Below are 26,502 nucleotides of genomic sequence, written 5' to 3'. Positions count from 1 at the left end.
AGCAACTTATGAAACCAACAGCATTTACCTGATACTTTCTTACACCACCTTTTCCACCTCATCCTGATTGATATACCACAAATAGCCTTCTACCATTTCAAAACCGCATTTTTTAAGGGTTTCCGCGTAGCGTTTCACCTGACTGTGATACTTTTCCGGCATTTTATCCCCCCACTTGTAATCTACCACAATGGCATGTTTCCCAGAAACCATCATACGATCAGGGCGAAGCAGCTTACCGGGTAGGAGCAGGTTTCGTTCATTCAGCACATTGAACCGGCTGTCGAACCAGCGCCTAATCTCCGGATTCTTTAAGCTGGTTTCCAATTTTTCAAGAATAGTATTCCGCTCCGTTTCAGTTATTCTTCCTTCCCGGAAGGCTTTATTGCAGGCGGGCTCTATATCATCTGCCGTTTTCACCTCCGCCAGTATTTCATGCACCAGCTTTCCTGTATTTTTTACCGACCGGGAATGTTCTCCGCTTGCAAGAAAATCTTCGCTGTTCAGACGCAGCTGAATACGCTCACTAAAATCGTTGTGCCGATACTTTTTTATCCAACCCGTTTCCTGCGTACTCTTTTCCAAACCAAACTCCGGTAATTCACCAAAACGGAAAACCGTGTTATCCTCATTCAGACAATGAGAAAATTGCTCCCCGGATGTCATTTGCTCCAGCGAATATTCCAACAGGGAGTTGATCGATTTCAATGGCTTGCCTGAACTTCCCTTTTTCTTTTCAGGAGTTTTTTTACAATGAACGAACAACGCGGATTTTGCCCGGGTAAAAGCTACATAAACAAGGTTCAGCGAGTCGGTGAAACTATTTGCCTTTTCCTCGAAATAGTCTTCCCTGAAAATCGTGCCGGTGAGTTTACTCCCTGCTCTTACCGGCAAAAGAGGAAAACGGTTGAACGGTTCGGTTTCAGTCCGGCACCACAGCAAGGGAGCCAGGTTGCCCGTCCATGAAGTATCCCAGTTAAAAAATGGAATCAAAACAGCTTCAAACTCCAGGCCCTTCGCTTTATGCACAGTAAGTAACCTCACCGAATCCACCTCCTCATTTACATTCACCGAAGTTTTATACCCTTTCTCATTCCACCAAAACAACAGGTTGGACAAATCATTGGAAAGGGATGTTTTAAGCTCCGCAGCCTGATCTATCAGGGTTTGTAAAAAAGGCAACTCAGACTCCAGGTTGAAAAGGCCGAACAACGCACAAATCTCCGTTACTGTTTCATCCAGCGAAGCAAGCAACGATTTTTGCCAGAGCTGTTTCATTTTTTGCGCCAGTTTCAACTCAAAAACGGCTTCGAAATCGTTGTGAATATGCCAGTTTCCTTCATCCTCCGGGACAGAACTGTCAAAATCGAAAGTCAGTTGATTGTCACCGGACAAAACGATTCCGGCAGATTTCAGTTCAGGCTTCAGCCAGGAAAGCCAGAGGTGTAACAAGGCGGTTTTCTGAATTTTACTTTCCGGTTCAATCAATAACCCGACAACCAGCATTACCAGATTTACCCCGCGCGAAGCATGCAAGAAAAGTGACTCATTGGAAAGCACCGAAAGATTGTATTTTTTATTCCCCTCCCGTTTGGCCGCAGCTAAAAAAGCCTCAATGATTTTGGCACCTTCGCTGTTTTTCCGGATAAGAATGGCAATATCGGAAGCTTTCAGCCCACTGTCCTGAAGCCATTTTACCTGCTCAATCAACAGTCCGGTTGACTCATTGTCAAAATCATCATCCGGCAAAAAACAAACTTCTGCCAACCCGGTCTGTCCTTCTTGAGAATTTCCAGGTTCCTGCTGAAAATGATGGTAAACTGCATCAAATTTTTCCCGGTAACTTTCTTCTCCAATCTCATCAAACAGAAAACCAAGGAAAGCCTGTTTTAATTGGCCAATGACAGCATTATTAAAATCGATAACATTACGCCGGCTACGCCAGTTTTTGTCGAGAGGAATCTCTTTGGGTGGAAACTGCGGAAAGTCGGAGTTAATTTGCGAAGCCAGAATATTCCAGTCACTGTTGCGCCAGCGGTAAATAGACTGTTTCACGTCGCCTACAAGCAACGCCGGGTGCCCTTCAGACAGGGCGTTGGCAACCAGTGGCTTAAAATTATACCATTGCAATGCCGAGGTGTCCTGAAACTCATCCAGCATAAAGTAGTTGAACCGGGTCCCAATTTTTTCATAAATAAACGGCGAGTCGGTATCGCCAATAATCTTGCTTAACAGCAGGTTGGAATCTGAAAGTTGCAAAACACCTTTCTCTTGCAGCAACAATTCAATCTCTTCTTTTAAATCCGTAAGAATGCCCAGCATACGCAACTGTTTCCGCACTTCCACCGCTGAAAAATACGGTACGCTGTTTCCTGAATAAAAAGAAAGAATCTCCCGCAGTGCCGGCTGAAGCTGGTTTTCCACAAGCTGCCCCAGCCGATCTTTTTCTTTGTGCGATTTGGGAAACCACTTTTCTGCCGATTCTTCCGCATCCAGCACACGTTTTTTGGGTTCGTCAATTATTCCTTCCGAAAGCTTTTTCAGATACCCCCCGACACCAGCCATTTTATAAGCAAAATCATCGATAGAAAACCCGTTATCTTCAATAACTTTCCAACATTCCTGCGCTTTTATTTTGATCGTTTTCTCAAACCGGGAAATAATCGTTCCCAGTTCTTTGCGAAAAGCATCCAGATTATCACGGGTATAAGCCGTATTCTCCCCACGGGCAACCGGAAAAAAAAGCTGGAACTTCTCTTTGAACAGTTCTTTACCCAATAATTTAATATCCTCTTCAATGCGCTGACTGCGGTTTTTCTTTATTTTTTCCTCGCTGAATTTCACCAGCCATTTTCGAAGTTGTTTGTCGGTATCTACCTTTGCCAGAAGCCTGTCAACCGCTTCTTCCAGTATCAATTCATTATCCAGTTCGAGGATAAAATGGGGCGAAATTCCCATCTCCCGGTTAAACGCTTTAATTACACGTTGGGTGAATGAGTCGATGGTGCTAACCGAAAAACGGTTGTAGTCATGCAAAATATTCTTCAGTACCTGCCCTGCCTTTTGGCGAATAGCTGTCTCCGTAAGCAAACTTTCTTTTTGTAAAACGTCCAGATAAGCAGAATCCTGATTATTTGCCAGTAAATACAATTGTTCCAGAATACGGCTTTTCATTTCATGTGTGGCCTTGTTGGTAAAGGTTACAGCCAGAATGTTCCGGTAACTAAGCGGATTTTTCAGCAAAAGCTTCAGGTATTCCGCTACCAGTTGGAAAGTTTTGCCCGAACCGGCCGATGCTTTGTAAACAGTTAACATGGAAAAAATTTAAAGTTCAATGTTGAAAGTTTTAAGGGTGACAGAGGCATTTCTGAATTAATAGCCGGGGCCATGGGTGACATTGACTCGGGTTTCGATTTTAAAATTTTTCGACACATTATATTTCAAAAACAGGGTAGAACCCCGAAAATCGAAATTGTTTATTCCCTGGTTTGGGAAAGGCGCTGTAAATACAGAATTGGCGCCGTAGCTGTATCCGCCCAGTGTAAAACGATCGTTCAGTTGGTAGACTGCCCCGCTAAACACGGTTTCACCACGGAGAAACGGCGAAGACACCAGTCCGAAATGTCCCGGCATAAATCCGTTCATTGTCCATTGATTTGTTGAAACTCCGGAAAAATCATAACTCCACCGTTTGGCCAGCTCCCCCCTGAAATCGAATTCGGGAAGTTGCAAAGGTTGCATCAAATCTCCCAAAGGCGAGATGCCCGAGAGCAATTGATGATACATCAACTTACGCTCTGTTTCCAGCATTGTTGAATCCTTCTCAGGCAGAAGAGGCATGAGTGGTTCCTGGGCAAATATCACTGTGCCGGAAAAAATAAGCCATAAAAAAATCAGGTTTCTCAAGATCCATCCTCCTTCCGTTTCATAATTCTCAAAATTATAAAATTAAAATAACTGCCTGGTTGGATTTGGAAAAAATCTCGTTATTAAAAGGGCTGAGTTTAGTTTCCTGATACTTCCAACACAATGATTTCCGAGCGGCTGTTGGTGCGAATAGGTGGCCCCCAGGTACCGTATCCCGAAGAAACATAAAAATGGGTATCAAGGATTTTCCCGTACCCCCGGCTGATTTCAAACAACGCCCCGGTGATGTAATTAAAAGGCCACATCTGCCCGTTATGGGTATGTCCGGAGACCTGCAAATCGACCTTATGCGCAGCAACCTCCGAAAGCTTGTATGGCTGATGATCAAGCATAAAGACCGGGTTCTTTTCATTCACTCCGGCAAGCAATTCGTCCAATGACTTCCGGGGCTTACCGTACATTCTTTCTGCGGTAATATCTTCGCGCCCCACAATTTCAACTCCATTGGGAAGTGTAACCACACTATCGCGCAACACCGTAATGTTATGATTTTCGAGGTATTCCAGGGCAGCGGAAGCATTTCCATAAAACTCATGATTTCCCAGAACCGCAAATACACCCTGTTTGGCCTTCAAATTTTTTAATAAATCACCCATATTATTTTGAATAACCGGTCCGAGGTCTTCATCAAAAATATCGCCGGCGAGTAAAATCACATCAGCCTTTTCCCGGTTGACCAGATCTACCATTCTTTTGAGCCGTCCATTGGTTATCGTCATTCCGAGGTGAATATCGGATACCAGCAATACCTTTTGCCCTCCATCGGGAACCTGTTTGCTGATTTGGATGGGAACCCTCCGCACAGTGGGATATTTTGCGCTGAGGTAGCCTCCAAACAAAATGATTGCTGTAAAGGAATAAACCACCCAGACAACTGTTTTCCCTTTTCCGCTTAGCCAGGCAAAACGCAATAAATCCGAACCATTGAAAAGGCCGTTTACCCCGCGCAGAATGTCAGTCAGTAAAAAAAGCAGGGTGAGATAGACCATCGCCCCCAGCCACCACGAGCCTATTTTCACAAACGTTTCGGCAAGCCACATAGGGCCTGTACGTTCGACAAACCGACCAATGACATAGGCAAAGGCCACAACCCAGAAAAGAACGGTCATCCATTGCTTGTTTCCTTCCGGAAAGACCGCACGTGTTCGGGAAAAAATATAAAAGTTAACGATTAGATTAACCGCGATTACAATAGTAAAAAATAGCATATATGTGTTCCTCTGTTTCACCTCATTAAATTCTATAACTTCGAAGGGTTCAGGTTCCTGCCCGTTTTTTGCAGCCGGATATAAAAAATGCCGTGAATGAATAGTTCAGAATGGATGTAATTTCTGAATATCCGGGCAATTACATAACTGAATAAACCGGTCACAAAAATAAATGAACAAATAACATAATGGCTAACATATTTCCTGAAATTCCGGATTTCAAAAAAGCCAGCGTAGCTACCAAATGGTTTTTTACTGTATTGGCAGAAATATTCAGTTTTTTGGCAATTTCCTCGTGAGTCAGACCTTCTTCCCTGCTCAAATAAAATATCTCCTTTTGTCTCGGGGTTAATTGTTCCAACAAAGATTTAACCCGTTTCTCAATTTCCTTAAAATGCATCTCCGCAATAATACCCTCATTGTCACTCACTTGTTGTTTATGTTTTAAATGCTCAAGGTATTTCTTTTCGTTCACCCTCTTTCGAAGCAAACTGATGGTATTATTGTAGGCGATGGTGAAAAGGAAAGAATCGAAGGAGGAATACAAATCAATTTTTTCCCTTGACTCCCATATCTTCAAAAAAACCTCCTGAACAATCTCTTCTGCATCAGTTTTCTGTTTAATGTAACGAAATACAAATACATACAATCTTTTGGAATACTTTTCATAAATAGCATCAAAAGCGCGTATATTTCCCTTCTTCAGGAGTTTCAGAAGGTCAGTATTTGATTTCTCCCCTTTCAACGGATACAATAATAGGAATAATCAAATGAATATAGAAGGATTGAAGTAATTTACTTTTCAGGTAGCAGCATCTTTTTACATTATTCATTCAGTGCATTACAAACCTCTTTGTTCACTTTCCTGATTCTTTCTTCAATCAGCTTAATAATCTTCCGGTCGTATGTCATCAGGCCGTTAACTTCCATTTCCACATCCGTAGTCTGGGTGTAAACGGCTGCTGAATAACCATTCGGTATTAGTTGCTTTAGTTTTTCGGCCATTTTGATGTAAGCATCCGTAGCTTCTTCGGAAGTTTTATACTGCACATATCCCCAGTTGCGATCCTGTTCCCACAAGTGTCCTTCCACTGCCAGTCCAATTCCTCCGTATTCTCCTAATACGTTGACACGTTTGGAGTCGAACAGGCCCATTACAGGTTCCGGATAATTGTGCATGTCGAGTATGTCTCCCACATCGTAGTGGTTCCCTCCACTGGCCGGATTCACCAACCGGGAAGGATCGTAATTTTTTGTCCATTCCACAATTTCCGGTGTTTTAAACTGCCCCCAGGCCTCGTTGAACGGAACCCACACAACAACAGACGGATTTGAGTACGTTAAGTCCATTATTTCTTTCCATTCGCGACGAAAATTCGCTTCCGATTCTGCGCTGCGCTTCAGTTCAAGGCCATTAAAATAGTTTCGCATCTGCCATTTAGGAGAGCGGTCTCCATTTGGCATATCCTGCCAGACCAAAATCCCTTCGCGGTCGCAGTGGTAGTAGCACCTGGCCGGCTCTACCTTCACATGTTTACGAATCATATTAAAACCGAAGTCTTTGGTTTTTTTAATATCATACAACAGGGCCTCGTCGGAAGGAGCTGTGTAAAGCCCGTCGGGCCACCACCCCTGGTCAAGCGGTCCAAACTGGAAATAATCCTTGTTATTTAATTGCATTCTTACAATGCCATTGGCGTCTCTGGCAACAGATATTTTCCTCATTCCCAAATAGCTCTCCACTTTGTCCAATTCTTTTCCTTCACGCAAAACAGAAACCTCCATATCATACAAAAAAGGAGATTCGGGGCTCCAAAGTTTGGCACCGGGGAGGCTTACCAGGACTTCCTCATTGACTGCGGCCCTGCCAATACCTTTCACATTCCCGTTTTCCAGTACTTTCACCTCAACAATATCAGATGAAGTTATTCCTTCAACCGATGCCAAAACAGTAACATTCTCTCCGTCAATATTTGGAATGGTTTTCAAATGAGAAATGTATGTTTTTTCAACAGGCTCAATCCACACAGTTTGCCATATACCGGTAACCGGTGTGTACCATATTCCGCCCGGGTCTTCAACCTGTTTTCCCCGGGGCTGGAATCCTTTGTCCGTAGGGTCCCAAACTCTTACCATCAATTTCTGGGCGCCATCCTTTATCAGAAAAGGAGTAACATCAAAGCTGAAAGGTGTGTAGCCTCCTTTGTGCATTCCCACTTTAATATCATTCACCCACACATCGGCTTTCCAGTCAACTGCCCCAAAATGCAGGATTACCTGTTTATTTTTCCAGGAAGATGGAATTGTAAAAGTCCTCTGATACCACAATTCCTGGTTTTCCCCTACCCGTTTCTGCACTCCGGAAAGGCTGGATTCAATTGGAAAAGGAACAAGAATTTTACCGTCGAATGCAGTGGGAAAGCTGCTTCCCTTTTCCGTTAATGCGTAACTCCATTGCCCGTTCAGGTTCCGCCATTCGTTCCTCTTCATCTGAGGTCGCGGATATTCAGGCAAAGGATTTTCGGGGTTCACCTGTTCGCCCCATATACTTTTAAGTCTGTCTCCTTCAGGTTCTCCTTCCCCGGCAAATGCCAGAAGAAAAAAACCACCGAGAATAATGGTAAGCATGACCTCCTTCATATACCAAAGTTTTTATTTTCAAAAATAAGCAAAGGTTTATTAAAAATAATAAGCCGGTTACATTCCTTTTTCCAGAAATGAAACAAATTTGTCTTCTTCAAAAGTGACTCCTAACTTGTGTTCGGTGCCGTCAGGTTCAATAATTACATGAAAGGGGATGCTGTTGGTATCATATTCTCCTATAAGAAAGTCAAGGTTCTTTTTGCCCATCGTCTTTTTCACTTTTCCATCCAAACTGGATGTGATCCACTCCTCCTCCGGCAACGTTGTGCGATCATCTGTATAAAGGGCAATCACAACATACTCCTCCGACAATAATTTCAACGACCGGGGATCGGCCCAAACGCCATTCTCCATTTTTTTACAGTTTGCACAGGCGTGTCCTTTAAAAACCAGAAACACTGGTTTTCCCTGCTCTTTGGCACAGGCCATTCCCTGTTCGTAATCGAAATAACCGTTTAGTCCGTGCGGCAAATGCAACTTATCGGCATATTTTGCCGGTCCGCACAACTGATCGGGAACCGTTGGGCCGGCAGTTCCAGCCTGAAAGTATGACTGCCCAGCACTTTGCGGGGGCAACAATGCCGAAATGGATTTTAACGGCGCCCCAAACAAACCGGTAAACAAATAAATGACAAAAGTGAATGTAGCTGCAGAAAGCAATAACCTTCCTACTCCAATATATGGTAACTCACTGTCGTGAGAAAATTTGATTTTCCCCAAAAAGTACAATCCCAAAAAGAAGAACAAAACAATCCAGATGGCGAGATAAATCTCACGGCTGATAAAGTTTAGTCCGTACACCTGGTCGATATTGCTCAGGAACTTCAGACCAAAAGCGAGCAAAATGAAAGCAAAAACAACTTTTATCGAATTCAGCCAGCCACCAGACTTTGGAAGTTTGCTGAGCGCCGAAGGGAAAATAGCCAGCAGGGTAAAAGGAGTGGCAAAAGCCAGTCCAAAGAAAAACATACCGATCAAAGGACGCATTCCACCATCTTGCACTGCCTCAATAATAAGCGCTCCAATGAACGGGCCGGTGCAGGAAAATGACACAATAACGGTGGTAAGGGCCATAAAAAAGGCGCCTACCATTCCACCTTGTTCAGCCTTTGAGTCAGTTTTATTTACCAGGCTACTGGGTAAAACAATTTCGAAGGCCCCGAAGAATGAAACTGCAAATACAAGGAAAAGCAGGAAAAACAACAGGTTAGGAATCCAGTGTGTACTCAATATACTGCCTACATTCGGGCCAAAGAGTCCAAAGGTAAACAAAGCTCCGAGCACCGAAAAAATCAGCACAATGGAAAATCCGAAAAAGAACCCGCTTCGAATAGCTTTCCCTCTGTTTTCACTTCCCCGCATAAAAAATGAAACCGTCATAGGAATCATCGGAAAAACACAGGGAGTTAAAATGGCCGCAAAACCCGCAAGGGCAGAAATCAAAATAAAAAGCCAAAGCGTTTGTCCGCTGGCCGATCCGGAAGTAGCTCCCGGATTACCTTCTTCATCACTCAAAGCAGGTACAACTTCACTCTGCGTTCCTTTACTCCCGTTTAGCTGAAAAGAAAATTCCGCTTCATTGGGAGGAAGACACATTTCATCGTCGCATCCCATAAAAAGGACGTATCCTTTAATATCAACCGGAGAGTCATTTTTCAACCTGATTTTTTGCGTCAATGTTGCTTCATCGCTAAAAAAGCGAAGGTTTAGCTGAAAAATACTATCAAACTTCTCCACGGGCTGTGGTTCTTTTTCCAGCTCACCAACAAACTCAAATAACGTAGAATCTTCAAAAACCATTTGAGTGGCAATTGGGCCACCTTCCGGAAGGTGAGTATCATACAAATGCCAGCCTTTATCGATACTGGCCTGAAAAATCAATTCAACATCTCTTCCTTTTTGCCTGGCGTCAAATGACCAGTTTATAGGCTCTATGATTTGGGCAATTGCGGGTAACGCAATTAAATAAACCAAAACTATTAATGATAATCTCTTCATGTTTGAAAAAAATATTCAATTAAAAAATATCTACAAATGTAAATATTTCAATACAACAAACATCGCATTTTGTTTACTGACATAAACACAAAACCCATAATTATCGGGTTATGAACGATTTCAGCTCCACGCTTCAACAAAAACCAAACCAACAATTTTCACATTCGTTCTGAAAAAAAATTATTGAGAGAGTTCCTGAACTTTGATTTTAAACTTTTCGAATGGATAACGATCGGTGTTGTTCTTTCCAATGTAACGAAAAACTTCCTTCCCGTCAGGTCCTAATAAAATTAGTGCCGGGTAATGAACAAACTGATTGTGAAAGCCATATCCGTCCGGGATATTAAACTGAGCGGCAAGTTTTGCTTCGGGATCCCGAAAAATGGGGAACTGTGCGAGTTCTTCTTCAGGTAAGCCCTTTGCCCATTCTTCTATTTCTTCTTCCGTATCAGGCTTTATAAAAACCTGTATAACATTGGAAAGGGACGCTGATTTACTCAAATAGTCATGCGTGTGCAGAAGGCAATACGGACACTCCGTTTTTAAAAGAAAATGCAGCGCTACAAATTTTCCTTTTGCCTCACTTAAAACGAACCGACTTTTGTCGGTAGCAGAAGAAAGTTCAAAATCAACCGGATTCTGAGCTTTGGCAAATAAAGTACCAATCAACAAGATTGCTACCAGGGGAATTCTATATTCAAACTTCATATCAATAAAATTAAATACAACATAAAATCATTTCGATGCCAAAAATCTGCATAATGTATCACGACAAAATCACAAAGTGTTCAACATTTAGTGAAATTTTGTCAGGATATACACAATATGTAACTTATAAACATCCTCCTTCGTTGAATGGTTTTATGTCCTGAAAGACCTGACTGCTATGGGTTGGAAACCCATACGTTTAAATATCTGAATAAAAGCCAGAAGAAAAGCAACGTTTTAGGGAAACGACAAAGGGGATGCAAAAATGAACTGAATATCAGGAGGATTTAATTTTACGTTAAACAAAAACGATGGAGAGAAAGGGTCACCTTGAAAATCCGGTGGAGTAAAAAAGTAATCGCGCTTAACTTTCAATATTCATTTGACTTTTTTCCTACCTTAAATTTTCTCAAAACTAACTTTGAAGGTGTGATTAAATCTCACTAAACAACGTTAGTTCGATGTAAGAAACTTTACTTACAAAACCTTATTGATAACAACAGACTGGTTATCCACTTGTTTGGGGCTTTGCCCCAATCCCCATTTCATTTTTCTCCCAGATGAGAAAAACGAAACAATTTATGATTTTCTGTCGCACTGAAATTCAAAAAAAAGAACAGGAGAACAAAAAAAACACAGCAGGGCTCGTTTTAATTGAGAAAATTCTGTCCTTTCCTGAAATAGCTGACAGATTTAACTTTTATTTCTGATAGGTGTAAATGTTTATTCTGCATTTACTGGTTTACAAAACTATTCAATTTTTTGCTCCTGCAAATAATTACATCTTTCTTTGTTAGTCCTGGTTGACGGGACAGGTAACGTTTTTCTTCCTGATCTTTCTTGCAGTATCCTATTTAATCGCTGGTTTTTGTTACAGGATCGAAATGGTGGATTAGATTCTGCTTTACTCCTTCCCCCCAAATGGCCATTTTCAGGGCATTTAAAGCCCCTTCGCTGGTAAGGTCGGGGCACAGGCACCAGCCAACAATTTTCTTTGAATAAGCTTCGGTAACAAGCGAGAGATAAAACAAAACCTTTTTCGGTGCTAAAGCAGGTTATATCCTAACCCACAGCTCATTAGTTCGTGTCTTTTGTCTTTCCTCGAATTGATCAAAACATTTCAATCAACGATATTATCCCTGTATATGAAATCAAGCATGAAAAAACAAAAGCTGTTACCAAAGCCATGTTCATAAATAAACCGGCTTTATGCTTTCCCATAAGTTTTTTCCGATTAATGAGAATGATAATGCTTCCAACTACCAAAGGAAGGATAAAAACATTAACCACCTGGGTAGCAATTTGTGCTGCAATCGGGTTTGCTCCCAACACAGGGACCATCAGACCTAAAATACTGGCAATTACTGTAAGTATTTTAAAATGTTTTGATTTTAGGTCGAGTTTATCCCCTTTGTAATCGCTGTACATGATGGGCGCAACCATCAGGATAGGGAAAATAGAAGAAAGGCCGGCACTTAATGCACCGGTCATAAATAACGCAACAGCGAATCTCCCTGCCAATGGTTCAAGGGTTGTAACCATATCCAATACTTTTGTTACAGTTTTTCCCGTCCCAAATATTGCTCCTGTAGCACAAATCATTACAGCCATGCTTATAAAAAAAATTAAAATACCGGAAGAAAGTGCATCTCTCGATTGATCTTTAAGGTTGCTTTTTCCCCAACCTTTTCCGTGCAGTACCAATGGCCTGACAATGAAAGTAGCGGCTGCCATAGTAGTGCCGACAAATGCAGTTGCCATCAGATTCCCATCTTTCCCTTCCGGAATCTGAAATTTAAAACCTTTGGTAATTTCATTGAAAGTTGGAGGTACAATAAACATGGTAATAATAAATGATATTCCCATGATTGTAACGAAGATGACTAGAACTTTCTCGAAAAATGAATACCTTCCAATAGATAGAAGGGAAAACATAGTAATAATAATTACGACGGCAATTCCCAGGACGAACCAGTATTCATATTTGCTCTTTGCTCCTCCGTCAAAAAAGAGGAATAGTATTTCATAAATAGCGTTGGATGTCAGCCCCAATATTCCCGATAAAGCACCCCATTGTCCTATTGTTATACTGACAACTGTGATTAATGCAATTGCTTTACCAAATTTTAAATTTTTGCGGAAGGCATAAATGGCTGTGTCTCCGGTTACAAGTGTAAACCTGCCATAAGCTTCCATTAAAACCCATGAAAAAAAGGCACTCAGAAAAAGTACCCACAATAGCTGCATTCCGTACATGCTTCCAGCTTTCGTCATAGATGTAATACTACCTGTACCGATGGTAAAACCAATACAAAATATACCTGGCCCGATAGACAGGAGGAATTTCCACGTTTTTGAAAATATATTATTTTTCATTCATTCAGCTTTTAAAGTCCCTGTTTTTTGTTGGTTCAATGTTTTTTAGTTTTTAGGCACAATAGATTCCCCCGTTAATGTCAATTGTTTCTCCGGTAATAAAACCATCATATTCTGATGCAAGAAAAGTGACAGCTCTCGCAACATCTTCGGGAGTACCAGAACGCCCTAAGGGGATACCCTTTATAGTTTCCACGGCGGACTCGCGCGTTGTGTGCTCCTTATGGAAACGAGTTCCTTCTATAAAGCCCGGAGCAACAGCATTAACCCGGATTCCGAACGGGCCTAATTCTGAAGATAATGAGCGGGTCCATGCTAAAACCGCCCCTTTTGTTGTTGAATAGACCAAAGAACCGGGATGGCCCCCTTTTCTGCCTGCAAGTGAAGAGATATTAACGATGCTAGCCCCTTCCTGTTTATTTAAATATGGAAGTAACTCCCGGGTAACAAGCATCATGCTTGTCATATTTAGATCGAGCAGTTTTTGCCAGAATCTGGTATCCACTTCAGCTAATAGCCTTCTTTCAACAAGAGCACCAGAGTTATTAATCAAAATATCAAAAACCGGAAAATGCCCTGTAGCTTTTGTTATACAATCTTTGACCCCATTTTCATTGGTTAGGTCGGCCTGTATAACAACTGCCTTTTGTCCCTTCTTTTCTGCTATTTCTTTTATACGTTCCGGCCCAGAGGAGGAGTGATAATAATGCATACAAATATTACATCCTGAATTAATTAACGACTCGGAAATGGCGGCACCAATACCTTGTGAAGCCCCTGTTATAAAGGCTGTTCTTCCTTTTAATGTTCCCATAAAATTACCTCCTGCTAAATGTCCTTTGTTTTATATATAGATGTATTTTATTCTAACTCAATTACTATTGCCTGATAAGATTCCACACGGGGGAAGAATAATTCAAGAGTTTGTCCTGATATTCTCTGGTTATAATCAGATTCAACCATTGTGCTGACCTGTTTAACTTTCTTTCCCTGCGGAATCTGAATTTGTAAACTGACATCTTCTACCGGAGCCAGGTAATATTCATTCCTCCAGGGATGCTCAAATTTATTACCCGTCCAGTTTGTTAGATGCATTACCAACCTATTATCAGTTATCGTTAGGTTAGCAATTAACGATGCCGGAGCTGTTAGTGTATATGGGGCTGGTTTTTTATTCACAACTTCAATTATTTTCAGGATCAATTCCTGTACAATATCTTGTCCACCTGAGTTATAAAGAGATTCCAATGCCGAGGCACAATAAATCACCTGCCCTTTTCCATAATTTGATTTGACAACACCGGGCAGTATTGCTTTGCGATCAGGTCCTGTAACAATATTCATTAAAATGTCGGCTCCTTCCATTGCTTCAAACGGTTGATAAAACCAAACGGGAAAAAGTCTGGAATCAGATATATCTTTAAAAGCTTTAGTGCCCTCATCGGTTATCTGAAGATATAAATCGTTAGGGCCCCCAACCATCGCTGTATAGCTATTAATAATCTCGGCTAATTCACCCTTAGGTTTTACAGGTTTGACTTTTAGTAATTCTTCCAGCCCAAAATAGTTTTGGAGCTTTCCTTTCGAATCAAATAAAGTGGTTTGGTAACTAGCAACTATGCATCCTCCATTTTCCACGTACTCTTTAATATTTCGAACTCTTTCTTCTGATATATAAGGAATGTTGGCAAGATAAAGAACAGGGTATTCGGCAAGTAAATCAGGTTTGTCTAATATAAACTCACTGACGGAACTCACCTGAATATGACCATATAGGCATGCAGAAAATGCTCCTAATGATGAAGAACGGGCATCCGTCATTCCCTCGTTCCAACTATCTTTCTGATGTTCTTCAGAACTGTTATCGGCCCAAACTACACCGATATTAGGATAATTTTTCAGGTCTTTCAGTTTCTCCTCGTTTTGCTGAATGATATGAAAAGGATATTTGATAAATTTCCTATGTTCTGAATTTTCAATATAACCTGTTGGTTGGGCAATTATTGAACCGCCACCAAACATCAGGTTTGTAAATATTTGTTGCTGGTAATTATATCCGTTGAAAGCCAGGCGGGGCCAGTTATGGTAAACGCCTATATAAGGTAAAATATGCAGCCCCAGCGAACGAGGCACACTCACCCCTTCGGCACGTTCTAAAATCGTGTGCCCCCGCTCATACAGAAAAGCGTCCATTGCATTAACTATCCTGGGGTCAAGGGCTGCCATCTTTTGGGGATTGTTAATATTTGAAATCAGAGGAATGTCTTTATACTTTTTCACCATTTCCCTAACCGGTTGAACAACTTCCGTAATATACTCCTCATTGTACCATTCATGGTACTTTTTAATTGTTTCATTCTCTTTGCCAGTATAGTCTTCCTCTTTCTCATGATAAGGAATTTGAAGGCCTGTTGCTCTCTTAAATCCTTGTCGGCATCCTTCGCAATAACACACTTGCTTACCTTTCCAAAAGTAATGGGGAAACCAGGCATCAAAATAGATTCCGTCAATATCATAATCACGAACCACATGTTCTACATAATCAAGAAATGCTTCTTTGTAAGGGGTCATCCAGCATACTGTACCATGATCCTCTCCCACATACATGTGACTCCTGTAAGGCAACCCGCCGGGGGTTGATTTTTGCCCATATTCGGGATAATCTTCAGTTACCATCGACCATGCCAGTTTATGCCCTGTTGATATATAAGGGATAACCTTAATTCCCTTTTCTTTACACAACTTAATGGTTTCAAAAAGCAAATCCCTTTTTCCCTGATCGGGATGAACACTGAAACGTATACCCTGTATGGTGGCATATTTTCCCATAGTGCCAAACCGAAGCACGTTGGCATTCATATCAACCATTGCATCAACCAGCGCGTGTGCATCGTATTCCAATTCCGGAGCAAACGGTGGTTGATAAGCATCCAGTAAAAATACTCTGGCGGTTTGTATCCAACTATACTTATCTCCTTTATCTTGTATTAAAACTGGCTGACAATGGGTTGATGTTGCTGACAAAAGGATTATTACTACCAATAAAACCAAGCAATTTTTTAAATCCATTTTTAAATTAAAAGAATGTCCCATTATTTCTTTGTTTTGTTTTTGTCTTTTCATTTTAATTGATTTGCAAATTCATAAAATACCTGATTAAGATTTGCCCCGATTTCCATCCAGTCTTTTGCTTCCGGTACTTTTCCCAGGGAAGCAATCCAGTTAGCATTCAGTTCATATACAATGGCATCAATACCATATCTCAGAGATAATCCATTTTGAAATGTTGAAGCGGGGATCAAGCTGTTTTTAGTTTCCCAGGAGTACTTCACTCCTTCTGAAAAAGATGTATGTTCTCTCATTAAACTTTCAAATAAATGCAGTTTATCCAAATAAACTTTATCGCCCTTACTGCAATGGGCAGCATGTATCTTTCCATAGTCATCATTGTGTATGTCAATTGCAAAACATGGTTTTTTTCCTGTTTTGATTAGCTCTTCAATAAATTTCTCCAGTGCATATTTTTCAGGACAAAGCAAAGTGTCGGCCATCACATCCCAATTTCGGTTAAGGTCTTTTCCACGAACATTAAACCTTGTCATTCCCCTCACAACACCGTCTTTATTCGCCATTGGCATAATATAGATACAAAATGCTTCCAGCCATTTTTTTGAATTTTCTTCAAGAAATTTATTGATTAGTCCTTCAATAACCCAATTACCTCCGGGTTCCCATGGATGCGCACGGGCACGTATCAAAATCGAATGTTGTGCCTTTGGATTACCAAGCCTTATTATCTCGAGAGGCCTTTTTTCAACGGTTTCCCCTATAGTGATGATTTTTATACGATGATTACTCTCGATTCTCTGTTTCAGATTTTCAAGATCGGAAAGCGTATAAGGGGGAATATTGGCTACATACACAAAATTTTCTTCCATGGTCATTTCAACCAGAAGTTCATGACCTGACAATTTTGAAATATGTATTGGGGTCCATGATTTTTGGTCGTATGAAACATAACAGGAGATACCGTGTTCAAAATTCCACCAGTTTTTGGCCAGCCTGCCATTATAAATATCAGCTTCTTGTTTTGACAAAATAAATTTAATCGTTGTGCCTTTGGGGGCTTCTATTTTAAAGTTCCAGTGATCGGTCTGACGATTAAGGGTTTCTCTCTCGTAATCGGGGATTAACGAAATCTTTACAATGGTATCGCCTTGTATTGCCCAGGTAACTGGTGATGCATTCTCAAAATAAGAATCGATAAATTTGATATTTATATTGTTGTTTTGACTCAATAGGGGAAATGAGTAAAGAAAAAGGAACCCCAAACTTAAATATATGGCTCTGTTAAAAAATATTCTCATTGATTTCAAGTTCTAAGTGTTTTATTCCATTTTGAAACATCGTTTAATATTATTTTGAGATTAATAGAACCACAGCATCGTGCGGTTTTATATTTCCCCCAATAAATTTCCCTTTAAATTTCCCCAGATTTTTATGTTCCCATAAATCTCTGACCTTATACTTTCCAGAGATGCCTAATTCTTTCCAACTGACAACAATATCTGCTGGTTCGTTGCTTCGGTTTAATAATGCTACTGCTCTGCGGTTACCGGATAATTCTTTGCACCAAACCTCCAGTTCACCGTCAACCCTGATTCGTCTTCCCTGTTTCCCCAATGGGTCCTGGTCAATGGCAATAACTTCATGATTGGTTAAAATTTCAATTATTTCCGGAGTCATTGACCTTAAGTCGTTGCCCGCGATTAAGGGAGCTGCCATCATACACCACATGGAAAAGTGTGTGCGGTATTCAAGAGTGGTCATCTTCGTGCTGTCGATCCCACCCCATAAGCGTTCCTGTGTTGTATTGCCAACTTCAAGCATATCGGGATCGTTCCAGAAACCTGGCCTGGCATATTCCCACAATTCTGCATTTTCATCAAGACAATAAAGCATTCTGTCCCAATTGTCTTTTATATCATCACTTGAACGATGCAGGTGTGCAACATCGGTTACCCAAGGGTAAGAATCACCTTCTGTTCCCCACCCAACACATTGAACATGTACACTATAAACTATAGAACGACCTGTTTTTCGCAAACAATCCCTCATCAATTCAAATGATTCCCGGCAATCTGAAACAGAAGTTTCCAAAGCCACCTCTTTTGTGCTTGGGTATTTACACCAGTCGTATTTTAGGTAATCCACTCCCCAGGCTGCGTAATCATTAGCATCAATTTGTTCGTGTTCATAGCTACCCATTAACTCCTGACAAGTGTAACAACCGGGAGCTGAATAAATACCGAATTTTAGTCCCAGATTGTGAATGTAATCTCCCAAAGCTTTCATGCCACTTGGGAACTTCTCCGAATCTACAATAATATGCCCGTTGGGATCACGCTGGTCGGTCATCCAGCCATCGTCAATTATAATATATTCATACCCTGCATCCTTCATCCCGGAGCTAACCATCGCATCTGCAATCTCCATTACTTTTTCTTCGTTGACTTCCACCCTGAAACAATTCCAACTGTTCCACCCCATTGGAGGAGTAAGTGCTACTCCTTCCTGCTTTTGAGCTTTTACAAAAAAGCTAAAAAGTAAAAAAGACAAACTGATTGATATAAAAATTAACTTCTTCATCTTCGATATAATTTAGTTGTAAATAATCTTCCTGGCATTTGTATAATCTCCAGCTTCAATGACAACATAATAAACTCCGGAAGGTAATTTTCCCCGGTTCCATGAGAAAATGTGCATTCCTTCTTGCCGGGTTTTCATTTTGGTTTTATGAACTAGAAGCCCCTGAGAATCGAAAAATTTGAGTATCACATCATTTTTTTGATTAAGAGTATATTTTATAAAGAATGAATCATCTGTAGGATTTGGAAATACCATGAAATGTAAACTCTCAGAATTGTTTCTTAAATCGGGCCGTGTTCCTGTTGTGGGTAAAATTGATAGTTGAATAGAACGGGATGCGTAAAACATTCCATTCTTTTCTAAAACAAATGCAACCACAGAGTAAGCACCCGGTTCTTTACAATAGAACTCCCAACAAAATGGAACGTTGTAATCCCTACCAAGGGATTCTCCTTCAAGAAAAAGCTCGGCGTACTCAATTTCATTTCCAAAAGATGCTGTATTCAGGCTGGCAGAAATTATAGAATCATTTCTGAAAGCACTCCCATTTGTTGGTTCCTGAATGAATATTTGGGGAGAAAGCTTTATCATATAATTTAAGTTCCACTCGTCTGTCTTAAACTCCGAGTAATTTCCTTTAGCTACCCCGAAACCACCAACTTCAGTTTCGAGATTAATGATTCTTCCTCCCTTGTTAATTACATTATTAATAATCCGTGTATCTATTTCATCTCGTTCCCATGGTCTGGCGCCAATATGACGGCTCATATTTTCCAGTAAGTTTTTAGCTTCTACAAGCAAAATATTATCATTCCAAACTGGAATGTTATTAACCAACAACTCAGGATCACTTTTATACTGCGGAATATCATTCCCGAACCTGTTTTTTGCAATGTTGCCATCCATGTAAATTTCGCAAGGCCCCTGATTGGCATATACTAATGAAATGTCCCTTGTATCATTCGCATATTGTAAAACATTCTTTACAACAGACAATTTTCCGGCTTCAAAACTATGACCTTCCCATTCATCAGCCACAATAATATATCCGATCGCCAGTCCTCCCGGATTGTATATATAATTATTAGCGATAACACCTCTTGCTCCTCCTTTAAAAAGTGGATTTCTATCCTTATTTGAAGAATACAGATTATTTAAAACAGCGACATTCGTAACATTATCATGAATTAAAGTGCCTTTGGAATGTTCACCTTTACTATGTGTCGCCTGACTTAGACCTTCACTAATAATATTATTGCTCATCGTAATTTCATGAGAAGTATTTTTCCTCCATTTGTCTGGTGTAATACCTTCAAACCGGGGGCCCGAAGCAGAGCAATTTTCATCGACAGCCCAGGTAATGGAGCAATGGTCAATAATGACATTCGAAGCTTTGTAGGTTGAAATTCCATCTGGTTCCCATCCTTCCGTATGGCGAGCGGCTCCTGGCCTTATTTTTAAATGCTGAACAATTACATCGTGGGTTCTAATACTGACACCCCCGTCAATAATCGTTATCCCAGGCGAAGGAGCCGTTTGCCCAGCAATGGTAAGAAAAGGTTCATGGATAGATAAAACAGAACCTTGCAAATCTATAATACCCGCTACGTCAAAAACAATAATTCGTGACCCTGTTTCAGCGATAGCCTCAGCAAGAGATCCTGCCCCTTGGCAATTCAGATTGGTTACTCTGATAATTTTTCCACCTCTCCCCCCGGGAGTATAGGCAGCCCATCCCTGTGCTCCTGGGAATGCCAATTTTTGGGCATCCGCGGAAGTATTTAAAAGTAAACCTAACAGGCAAGATAAAACTACCCCTAAACGTGTCAATTTATCTATCAATGTGACTGCCATAGTTTTCTTTTCATTGCTCCTTCAACAATTTTTCCATTAGATAAATTTCTGAACCCGCAAGGATTACAGCCCCTAACCCATGTATATCATTTAATTTTGCAGGCCTGTCGTAATAGAATCTGATGTTATCCTTTATTCCGGTTCCGACACAAATATCTTCTACTTCTCCTGTTTCAGTGATTTTTTTGCAAAGGCCATCCCACCCATTTTGAGCAATACTTGCATAAGATGGATCAATCCATCCATTATTGACAGCCGTGGCAATTCCGTAAACAAACATTGCAGTAGCAGAACTTTCCAGGTATGAATCGGCTCTGTTGATAAGCTGATGCCACATACCTGTATAGTCCTGATGCCTTGATATTCCGATAATCTGGTCTTCCAATATCTCTATAATTTTCTTTTTATCAGGGTGCTCTTCAGGCATTAATTTTAATAGCTCTACTTCTGCCATTATCACCCAGCCATTACAACGCCCCCAATGGGCAACCCCATTTTGTTGGTTGTCGTTGTACCAACAATGGTAATACAAGCCGTTGTTCTCATTATACAGGTATTTCCTGAAGTTTTTAATCTGGGTTATCGCAATGTCAAGATATTTAAAATCATTTGTGATTTTATACATACGTGCAAGGAAAGGTACACTCATATAAAGATCATCAGCCCAAAGAGTCATCTCTCGCGGAAAATCACGAACAAAAGTACTGTCATCAAGACGTTTCTCGTCGTTTAAAATATAATTAGCAGCCCGATCCAGATAGGGCATATAGCGGATGTCTTTATCGTACTGCCATACATCGCATAGCCCGGCAGCCATGGCGCCACAGTCATCCAATTTTGACAAACGGAAATATTGATGGAAAGAAGTCCATTTATAATTTGCTTCATACTGTTTACCAAAATATTCCAGGTTATCGAAAATGAATTTGTAATTATTAAGGGCGTATTGCTGATATTTCATATCTCCGGTTACTTCGCTCAACCGTATCATTGCAATTGCCAGTACCCCGTTCCAGTATTCCCATTGATTATATGGACTTTCAACTTTATAATCAGGCGATAAAGGCAAGTTATGCGAATTGGAATAAAGTTCTTTCGTTTTCTTGTTAACTATTTTGTAGGATGTGTTTTCTATAATATTATCGGCAACCTTCTCAATAATACTGGAAGTAGGTTGAGCAACCAGTGTGTTTATATATAGCAAGAAAAAAAGGAAAGTGCTGCCTGTTTTAATATTCCTGTTTATTTTAACTCGATTCATAATGGTCAGATTAAAAACTTAAAAAATATTTGACTCTTTCTTTGTTGCAGCTATTCTGCATGGTAAATTGAATTAATGCCATTCAGGAACAAATTTTACGTTTTCAGGAACATTGGGAATCATAATTCCTTGTTGTACCAGTTTTTTAAGCTTGGAGAGATGGAGGGTATAAACTTCCCGGGGAGAACATTCGTTTTTAACACATACGGAACTTGCCATTCCCACAATTTCGCCCATCATACCAGTAGCTCCCTGCAAGCGTGTTGAAGTAAGGGCAATATGGCTTACAGAAATATCGCGCCCGGCCATAAACAAGTTGTTAATATTTTTAGAATAAAGGCAACGGTAAGGTATTAAATATGGATTATTAATATTAACACCAGGAATTTTGGGTTCTGTTGGACCTAAAGGGTTATAACAATGCTTCTGTATCGACCGGAATTCCTCGCCCGGGAACTGGACTGTATTTTCGGGATGAGGAAAATGCTGGTCAATTGAATAAGTTCCCTTCACGAACGCATCATCATATTTCACATACTCGCCTTCGATGTCCTGTTGGGTAAAAATCACATCGCCAATTAGCCTGCGGGATTCACGTTTGCCGGGGACAAAAGAAACATAGGTAAGATCATAATCTTTATAATCTTCTTTGCGTTTACTGAAATTCTTTATGTATGACCAGTTTCCATAAATTACGCGTAAGAAATAGTCACGAATGTATTCGAAATCTTCAATCTGGTTATACCTAAAGCCTGTTTCCCAGTCCCAGTCATAACTGGTGGCATATTGAACAGTTACTTCAGAAAACTGAAGCGCCCATGGAGTTACAGGAAACCCTTCCTGTTTTTTTGTTTTGGTTGCATTCCATTTCACAGTTGAGCCATAACTTAAGCTACTTGGTTCCTCTGGCGCCAGCACTTCTCCGAATTCCCTTCTGGGTTCCCTCCCTATTCGGTATTCAGCTCCAGCAAGGAATCCAATAGCCCCGTCTCCCGTACAATCAGCAACATACTTACATTTGAATTTATGCCTGTCTGCCGTCAGGATGTTCGTTGCCAAAACGGATTTAATCTTAGTTCCATCCATCTCAACACCATTGCCATGCATGTTCAGAAATAACTTTATATTAGGTTCGTTTTTAATAGCACTGATCACGTAGTCATGCTTATCGTAAACGTTCCCTATTTCGGCAACAACTTTACCAATATTTTTATAGGGAGGCAAACAGATACCCCCTTGAATAACAATATTTATTTCGCTGCTATTATTTCCCCCCACGATAGGACGGTTATGTACCAGGGCAGTTTTTACACCAAGCCTTGCAGCAGATAAAGCAGTAGTCAATCCGGCTAACCCGGCTCCTACCACAACAAGATCAAAATCTCCTTCGTCAATCGTTTGTGCCCCCAGCAATGCTTCTCTTAGTTTTGTCAGTTCTTCATTGTCATTTGATGGGACAAAATATTTATCCTTAGTTAAAATAATTGCATCGCACCGACCATCGAAGCCAGTTAAATCATGAAGCCGTATTTCGACATCTTCTTGATCAAGATAAATGCTGCCTCCATTGATCCACCCCCATTTCGACGGGGCAATCCCAAATTCATTTGGCAAAGGCTTACCATTAAAAAGTATCTGATAACGTCCGGGGGACTGCGACTCGTCCCAGTCTGCATTCCAGTTACGGGTTCGTACCCAAACGGAATAATCGCCCGGCTCATTAATCTCAATGACTGTTTTTGCATCATCTACTGGTTTTCCAATCCCATGTGCCAAAAGGAACGGTGATCCCATTTGATCTATAAATAATGGGTCAATAACCCATCCGCCTTTATCTTCAAACTTTTCCGTTTCCAGAAAAATGATTTGTGTAGATGCACTTGCACAAAAAATAAAGGTGACTGCTAATAAAATTATTTTTTTCATACTATTTTTCATTAATTGTTGATGATTTGACAGATAAATTGTTTGTGATATTTATCCACAGGTGATTACAATTCGTTTATACCGGGTTAAAGCAGGAATACCATCATCGGTAATTTCACATATAATATGAATCGTTTCTCCCTCTCTTATATCATGTGGCAACAAAAAACTGACTATTGCCTCTTTTGATCCTTTTAAAGAAATAGTCTCTTTGTATGTTCCCGCATCAATATATTGCCACCAGTAGAACGACAAATTGTCTCCGTCAGGATCTTCAGACATACTGGCATCAATTATTACCTTCTTCCCGGACTTCTCAATTAAATTTTCTTTGCTGGAAATTTTAACAACAGGATGATGATTGGCAGAATCATAACTCATTATACACCAATCGGCTTTTGCTGCAAAATCATTTTGGAATGCAGGTATCCAACGATAGATGGTTTTGAATTTGTCATTATCATCAAATGCGCTCACCCAGAGTCCACCTTCTCTCTTAAACCGGCCACCCCAGCCTCCCCACGAAGGATTTTCGGTATTGGAAAGACCGTTTTGTATTTCATGCATAAAGGAAGGAGAATCGCCCTCTGAAATAAAATCACCAGTACGCCTGTTTGGCTTATATAACCGTTCTTTATAAATATTGCAAAGCTCACCATGATTAAAAAGGATGCTTTTATTCATCCATGTTCCTTTGTAATATTGCTGTAATTCTTCCGGGACCCTTTTTCGCCAGGGATACCCGATACTTTCAAAAGCCGTGCTGACAATAACCGTCAACTCCGGCCAGCTATGCCGGATGTAACTATGATACGTACTATCCTGAAACATAATAAGAAATAACCTCGCCTTTCGGGAAACTTCTGTTTTACGTTCCGGATATTTTTCTTCAATTGTTTTTAACGCACGCGCAATCGTATTGGAACCACCCCATGCCTGAAGCCAGATTGCAGAAGTATCAGGGTCAAGTAAAACATCGGCAATGTGATTAGATCCAGGCGTTTCAAATTCCATGTCTCCCGGCAAATCAATATTTCCTGTAAGAACCTGTTTTTTCAACTCTTCAGGCGACTGATAGTTTTCATCGTGAAGTAGAAGATTCGGATAAACACAGGCATAAGCTTCAATATGATTTTCAATCCAGGCATCGTCTTTCCATTTGTATCCAGGAACATCTCCTCTTCCTTTCCAATGAAATTTAGAACTTGACCGGATTAACCCTTTCACATCAAACTCGTTGGTATATAGAAGAAAACGAACCAGAGACATGCGGTCATCTCCCTCTCCATCAGTAGTAACAATAACTCTGGTTTTTGTTTTTTCCTGAAGTCCTTCTAATTCTTCCTTATGAACTTTATTATTGTTTTTACAACTATAATTTAAGACTGACGCAAAAAGTATGACTTGAATAAACAATAAAAAGAAATATTTATTTCTTACAAATCGATATCCTTCAACTATTCTCATGATAAGAAACTAAATGATTTGCTCTCATTTCCAAGAATTATTTATTAAGCTAAACCTATTTGCTTGCGGATAAAAGACATTGTATCCCATTGCACTTTTCGAACATAGTCCATTGCCGCTTCGACTTTTAATTTCGCACCAGAATAATCATTATAAACCTCCATTAACCGGTTAGAAATATCTTCTCCTTTGGTTTCTTCTATTTCAAACACCCAGTCAGCAAGGCCAATATCGTAATACATTTGTCCCTTAATCGTGTCTTCAGGCTGCCTTACATAAAAAGCCGGTGTTCCCTGTCCCAGAGCAAGTATTGGAGAATGACATTCGAGGCTGATAACAGCAGTCGCATTTTTATATACTGTTGTTGCTTCATCTGTTTTCCAAAAATCTTCTTTTTTAACAACCTTCTTTTTGACATCGTCAGGCAATGGATCATATAGGAGTTCATTATATAAGTCCATGTTGTGAATCATCTCAGGACATAATAAAACCTGGTTGCCTGTTCGTCGTATCCAGGTTATCATTGCCTCCCGAACTTTTGCATGGTCTTGTTCTTTGTATTTATTGTTTAGCGTGTCGACCTCTTCGATTTTTTCGTCAGTCCATGGTTCTGAGAAACTCCTCAGGCTGGGTGGAATTTTATAATAGGGCGTTTTACGAAGCCTGGGGACAACGCATATAAATTTCTTGTATTCCAGGCCATTTTCAGACATAAATTGCGACGCTTTTATATCATCTTCAATAGTTGAAGCGAAAGTAGAATCGGGGGCAAAACCTATTTCCTTGCACCGTGTATTCTTTAAAAACTCTAATGAGCTGGTATCCCGCGTAAAGATGAAGGAGGCTTCGTCAAGCATCTTTTTAATTGCCCCGGTAGGATTATATTCGATGGTAACACCGTATGCGCCATATGGTTTTTTATAGTTTTCAGCAAGCCAGCGGGCACCTTCCATTATTCCGCCTCCCGATCCGGCAATAAAGAGATCCGCTGCTTCAGCTGCTCTATAAACATCTTCATTATCTGGCAGTCCGTTTCTGTTGTCAATTTTGCCATTTTTATCTCTCAGCTTCGAATGGATAATTTGTACATCCGGCCAAAACTTATGAATGAGATTATCAAAATCATCAATTTTGCTAATTCTTGGCCAAAGGATAATCTTTGCTTCAGGTAAATAGATATTTAGTAGATTCAGAATGCCGGTAACATGCCCAACATCTCCAATGTTCGAAAACTGCCGTCCTGAAACAAGCAGGATAGTTTTCTTTTTGTTATTTGAATACAATGATTTTGCAAATATGTTATGTGTACAAGCCAATCCTCCCAGAGAAAGAGCTATTGTCCTTAAATATTGTCTTCTGTGCATAATATTATTTTAATATGCTGGATATATGAACCAGCTGAATTGCCAATTAGGTAGAAACTACTTCAAAAGCGGTTCATGATATGTTTGAGATGAAAGGAGAAATTAATTATTCCCCTTTCAT

Annotated in this window: 18 protein-coding genes; all 18 read right to left on the bottom strand. The window is 40.4% G+C overall.

Annotation, left to right across the window (positions count from 1 at the left end):
- Positions 1-39: 39 nt before the first annotated feature.
- Entirely contained in the window at positions 40-3,315 is a 3,276-nt protein-coding gene (locus D1164_RS01900; protein WP_119348228.1) for a UvrD-helicase domain-containing protein, read from the bottom strand.
- Positions 3,316-3,372: 57 nt separating this feature from the next.
- A complete protein-coding gene (locus tag D1164_RS01895; RefSeq protein WP_119348227.1) occupies positions 3,373-3,906 on the bottom strand; it encodes a hypothetical protein in 534 nt (177 codons plus the stop codon).
- A 98-nt stretch (positions 3,907-4,004) separates the two neighbouring features.
- Positions 4,005-5,036, bottom strand: coding sequence for a metallophosphoesterase (locus D1164_RS01890; RefSeq protein ID WP_172594305.1), 1,032 nt, complete (start codon positions 5,034-5,036; stop codon positions 4,005-4,007).
- 259 nt (positions 5,037-5,295) lie between these two features.
- Positions 5,296-5,889 carry an RNA polymerase sigma factor gene (locus D1164_RS01885; RefSeq protein WP_119348225.1) on the bottom strand — a complete coding sequence of 198 codons (594 nt, stop codon included), beginning with the start codon at positions 5,887-5,889 and terminating at the stop codon, positions 5,296-5,298.
- 71 nt (positions 5,890-5,960) lie between these two features.
- Positions 5,961-7,775: a glycoside hydrolase family 2 protein gene (locus tag D1164_RS01880; protein ID WP_119348224.1), complete on the bottom strand. Its 1,815-nt coding sequence runs from the start codon at positions 7,773-7,775 to the stop codon at positions 5,961-5,963.
- Between the two features lie 57 nt (positions 7,776-7,832).
- Positions 7,833-9,776, bottom strand: coding sequence for a protein-disulfide reductase DsbD family protein (locus D1164_RS01875; protein WP_119348223.1), 1,944 nt, complete (start codon positions 9,774-9,776; stop codon positions 7,833-7,835).
- A 180-nt stretch (positions 9,777-9,956) separates the two neighbouring features.
- Positions 9,957-10,484, bottom strand: coding sequence for a peroxiredoxin family protein (locus D1164_RS01870; protein WP_119348222.1), 528 nt, complete (start codon positions 10,482-10,484; stop codon positions 9,957-9,959).
- 854 nt (positions 10,485-11,338) lie between these two features.
- Complete coding sequence (locus tag D1164_RS23705; RefSeq protein ID WP_172594304.1) at positions 11,339-11,515, bottom strand: hypothetical protein; 177 nt, start codon at positions 11,513-11,515, stop codon at positions 11,339-11,341.
- A gap of 79 nt (positions 11,516-11,594) precedes the next feature.
- The gene (locus tag D1164_RS01865) at positions 11,595-12,860 is read right to left on the bottom strand and encodes an Nramp family divalent metal transporter (RefSeq protein WP_119348221.1); all 1,266 of its coding nucleotides are present in this window, start codon (positions 12,858-12,860) and stop codon (positions 11,595-11,597) included.
- Between the two features lie 52 nt (positions 12,861-12,912).
- The gene (locus tag D1164_RS01860) at positions 12,913-13,674 is read right to left on the bottom strand and encodes an SDR family NAD(P)-dependent oxidoreductase (protein ID WP_119348220.1); all 762 of its coding nucleotides are present in this window, start codon (positions 13,672-13,674) and stop codon (positions 12,913-12,915) included.
- 47 nt (positions 13,675-13,721) lie between these two features.
- Positions 13,722-15,929, bottom strand: a complete 2,208-nt coding sequence (locus D1164_RS01855; RefSeq protein WP_172594303.1) for an alpha-amylase family protein — start codon at positions 15,927-15,929, stop codon at positions 13,722-13,724.
- Between the two features lie 50 nt (positions 15,930-15,979).
- Positions 15,980-17,227, bottom strand: coding sequence for a M14 family zinc carboxypeptidase (locus D1164_RS01850; protein ID WP_119348218.1), 1,248 nt, complete (start codon positions 17,225-17,227; stop codon positions 15,980-15,982).
- A 49-nt stretch (positions 17,228-17,276) separates the two neighbouring features.
- The gene (locus tag D1164_RS01845; RefSeq protein WP_119348217.1) at positions 17,277-18,509 is read right to left on the bottom strand and encodes a glycoside hydrolase family 27 protein; all 1,233 of its coding nucleotides are present in this window, start codon (positions 18,507-18,509) and stop codon (positions 17,277-17,279) included.
- A 12-nt stretch (positions 18,510-18,521) separates the two neighbouring features.
- On the bottom strand, positions 18,522-20,363 hold the full coding sequence (locus tag D1164_RS01840) for a T9SS type A sorting domain-containing protein (RefSeq protein WP_119348216.1): 1,842 nt from the start codon (positions 20,361-20,363) through the stop codon (positions 18,522-18,524).
- A gap of 10 nt (positions 20,364-20,373) precedes the next feature.
- Entirely contained in the window at positions 20,374-21,624 is a 1,251-nt protein-coding gene (locus tag D1164_RS01835; RefSeq protein ID WP_119348215.1) for a glycoside hydrolase family 88/105 protein, read from the bottom strand.
- Positions 21,625-21,696: 72 nt separating this feature from the next.
- On the bottom strand, positions 21,697-23,550 hold the full coding sequence (locus tag D1164_RS01830) for an FAD-dependent oxidoreductase (protein ID WP_172594302.1): 1,854 nt from the start codon (positions 23,548-23,550) through the stop codon (positions 21,697-21,699).
- A 51-nt stretch (positions 23,551-23,601) separates the two neighbouring features.
- Complete coding sequence (locus D1164_RS01825; protein ID WP_119348213.1) at positions 23,602-25,017, bottom strand: DUF1593 domain-containing protein; 1,416 nt, start codon at positions 25,015-25,017, stop codon at positions 23,602-23,604.
- A gap of 44 nt (positions 25,018-25,061) precedes the next feature.
- A complete protein-coding gene (locus tag D1164_RS01820; RefSeq protein ID WP_119348212.1) occupies positions 25,062-26,381 on the bottom strand; it encodes a polysaccharide pyruvyl transferase family protein in 1,320 nt (439 codons plus the stop codon).
- Positions 26,382-26,502: the final 121 nt, after the last annotated feature.

Origin of the sequence: Mariniphaga sediminis (genome assembly GCF_003573545.1) — a bacterium.
Lineage (GTDB): Bacteria > Bacteroidota > Bacteroidia > Bacteroidales > Prolixibacteraceae > Mariniphaga > Mariniphaga sediminis.
Note: the sequence above shows the minus strand (reverse complement) of the source record. Positions and strands in the feature narration are given on the sequence as shown.